General features: G+C 70.4%; 2 protein-coding genes. One reads left to right on the top strand and one right to left on the bottom strand.

Translation table 11 applies throughout. The annotated features are described in order from the left end of the window. Positions 1 to 589: hypothetical protein (locus ACM2XV_RS14455; RefSeq protein WP_487027437.1), on the bottom strand; the 589-nt coding region annotated here is incomplete at its 3' end. A gap of 285 nt (positions 590 to 874) precedes the next feature. On the opposite strand from ACM2XV_RS14455, the gene ACM2XV_RS14450 reads away from it, so the two are divergent. Next, a complete protein-coding gene (locus ACM2XV_RS14450) occupies positions 875 to 2,158 on the top strand; it encodes a PVV-CTERM domain-containing choice-of-anchor G protein (RefSeq protein WP_487027436.1) in 1,284 nt (427 codons plus the stop codon). Positions 2,159 to 2,317 lie beyond the last annotated feature (159 nt).

The following is a 2,317-nucleotide window of genomic DNA, read 5'->3' as shown; positions in this document are numbered from 1 at the left end:
CGGGCAGCTGGGCGAGACGGCCCCTGCGCACGGCATCCGCGACGTAGACCTTGATCAGCGCGGGCAGGCCGCCGCTCATGCGCCGGATCTTCTCGCCCCAGAACGCGCCCAGCGCGTGGGGTGCGGCACAGGCCTCCGCGAGTTCGATCGCGTCGGGGCCCGCGAGGGCGGGCAGCCGCAGGCGCGGTGCCCCCGTCGCCGAGATCCAGGCGTGCACGACCGGCGACAGCGCCGCGGCCTGCGCCGGGTCGACCTCGCTGATCGGCAGGCCCGCGAGGCACAGGGTGATGGCACGGCGCCCCGCGTCCTCGCAGAGCAGCTCGAGCAGCCGGATGTCCAGCCGGTGCGCGTCGTCGACGATGACGACCGGATGCCGCGCCTCGAGCGCCGCGAGATCGACGACGGCGTTCGCGCTGTTCGTGAGCAGAACGGATGCCCCGGCATCCGTCATGGTCCGGCTCAGTTCCGCCAGGAAGCGCGTCTTCCCCATGCCGGCGACGCCGGTGACGAGCAGCCCCCTGCCGCTCTCGAGAGCCTGTCTCGCGACGCGCAGCTCATGGCTGCGCCCGATCAGTTTCCCGTCCTCCATCGTTCCCCCCAGATCGATCAGGTGCGGTGCTTTTTAGGTGCGGTGCTTTTTAGGTGCGGTGTTTGCACAAGCGCGGTGTTTTCACGTGCTACGTCATCTCTACCGAGCGGATACCTCTGTTGTCTGCCCCACAACGGGGGGATACGGAAAGCGCAGCCCGCAACTTTTCAGTGGCGGCTCAGTAGCGACTACCGAAGACCCGGCCCCGAGGCGCTTCTTAGCTTCGACCCATTCCGGTCCACGGCGAGACGGTCGCCGCCGGAACCACCTTCGGGGGAGGTAGACATGCACACCAACAGTCCAGCCGGGCGCCGCATCGGCATCGCCGGCACTGTGACCGGAATCGGGCTCGCGCTCGCTCTGGTCATTCCGTCCGGCGCGAATGCGGCACCGGTCGTCTCGCAGGCCGACGGCCGGCTCATCGACACGACGCTGCTCACGACCGACATGCTCGACAGCGTGGCGTCGCTCGCCGGCGCGCAGGCCGTCAACACCGACGGCAGCGACGCGGTGACGAGCGACACGCCGCTCGACCCGACGGCGCTCAGCTCGCTGAGCCTGCCCATCCAGGGTGTGAACCTGTTCGGCGACCAGGGCATCATCCAGCTGGGCGGCGTCGGCCAGTACGCGCAGGCGAACGGCGACGGCTCGTCGGTCGCCTTCTCGGGCGCCGTCACGCAGGCGGGCAGCCTGGCGGGCATCGGCACGGATGTCACGCCGAGCAACATCGGCAGCCCGGCTCCCGGCTCGAACGCCGAGATCAAGATTGGCGACCCGGCCACCGACCCGGCGACGCTCGACGTGCAGTGGGGGCTGCTCGCGGCATCCGCCAAGCAGACGGCCGACGGCACGCAGACCGGCTCGTACACGGCCGAGGCGAAGACCATCCAGGTGGGCGGCACGGTGCTCAGCCCCGTGCTGGCGACGCTCGACGCACCGCTCAAGACGGTGCTCGGGGTGGCGAGCGGCCTCGGCGTCGACATCGACGACCCGATCGCCGGGAACACCATCACGATCACGATGGACGACCTGCTCAAGGTCGCCGGCGTCTCGAGCATCAACGACCTGCCGGCCGGCACCGACCTGGTGCAGTACATCCCGGTCGCCGTCGCGAACAAGGTCACCGAGATGGTGAACGACACGCTCACCTCGCTGAGCACGGCCGCCTCGGGGCTCGGCCTCGTCGGGCTGCCGCTGACCGCCGCGATCTCGACCGCGAAGGCCACGATCACGCCGCTGCTCTCCGGGCTGACGGCCAACCTCGTCGCTCCGCTGTCGACCGCACTCACCGCGGCTGCGCAGCTCAAGGTCAACGTGCAGACCCACCACGAGGACGGCTCCTTCACCGAGACCGCCCTGCAGCTCGGCCTCGGCCCGAACGGCTCGCTCGGCCAGGTGAACCTCGCCAACGCGACCGTCGGCCCGAACGGCGGCCTCGTCGCCGTGCCCGTGGTGAACTCCGCCAGCGCCGGCATCGCCGGTGGCGCTCTGGCCCTGGGGCTCGCGATCGTCGGGGGCACCATGCTCGCCCGTCGCCGCAGCGCCCTCGCCCAGACCGCGGGCAACTAACAACAGTCAGTCAGCGTCAAGGGGGACGACGCCATGTATGCACGGATCGGCGGCACGCTCGCAACAGGCGGCGTGCTGGCAACCACAGGCACCAGTGTGCCGTTCGCCGCGGACTTCATCGCGGTGGCGGCCCTGATGGCCGCAGGCCTGCTCCTGCTC

This window comes from Gryllotalpicola sp. CP2-P1, from assembly GCF_057512245.1.
The sequence above is the reverse complement of the archived record's forward strand: the minus strand, read 5'-3'. Positions and strand labels throughout refer to the sequence as shown.

Bases quoted from the DNA above. Each gene is read 5' to 3' on its own strand.
- ACM2XV_RS14450 (WP_487027436.1), top strand. From the start codon at position 875: ATGCACACCAACAGTCCAGCCGGGCGCCGCATCGGCATCGCCGGCACT.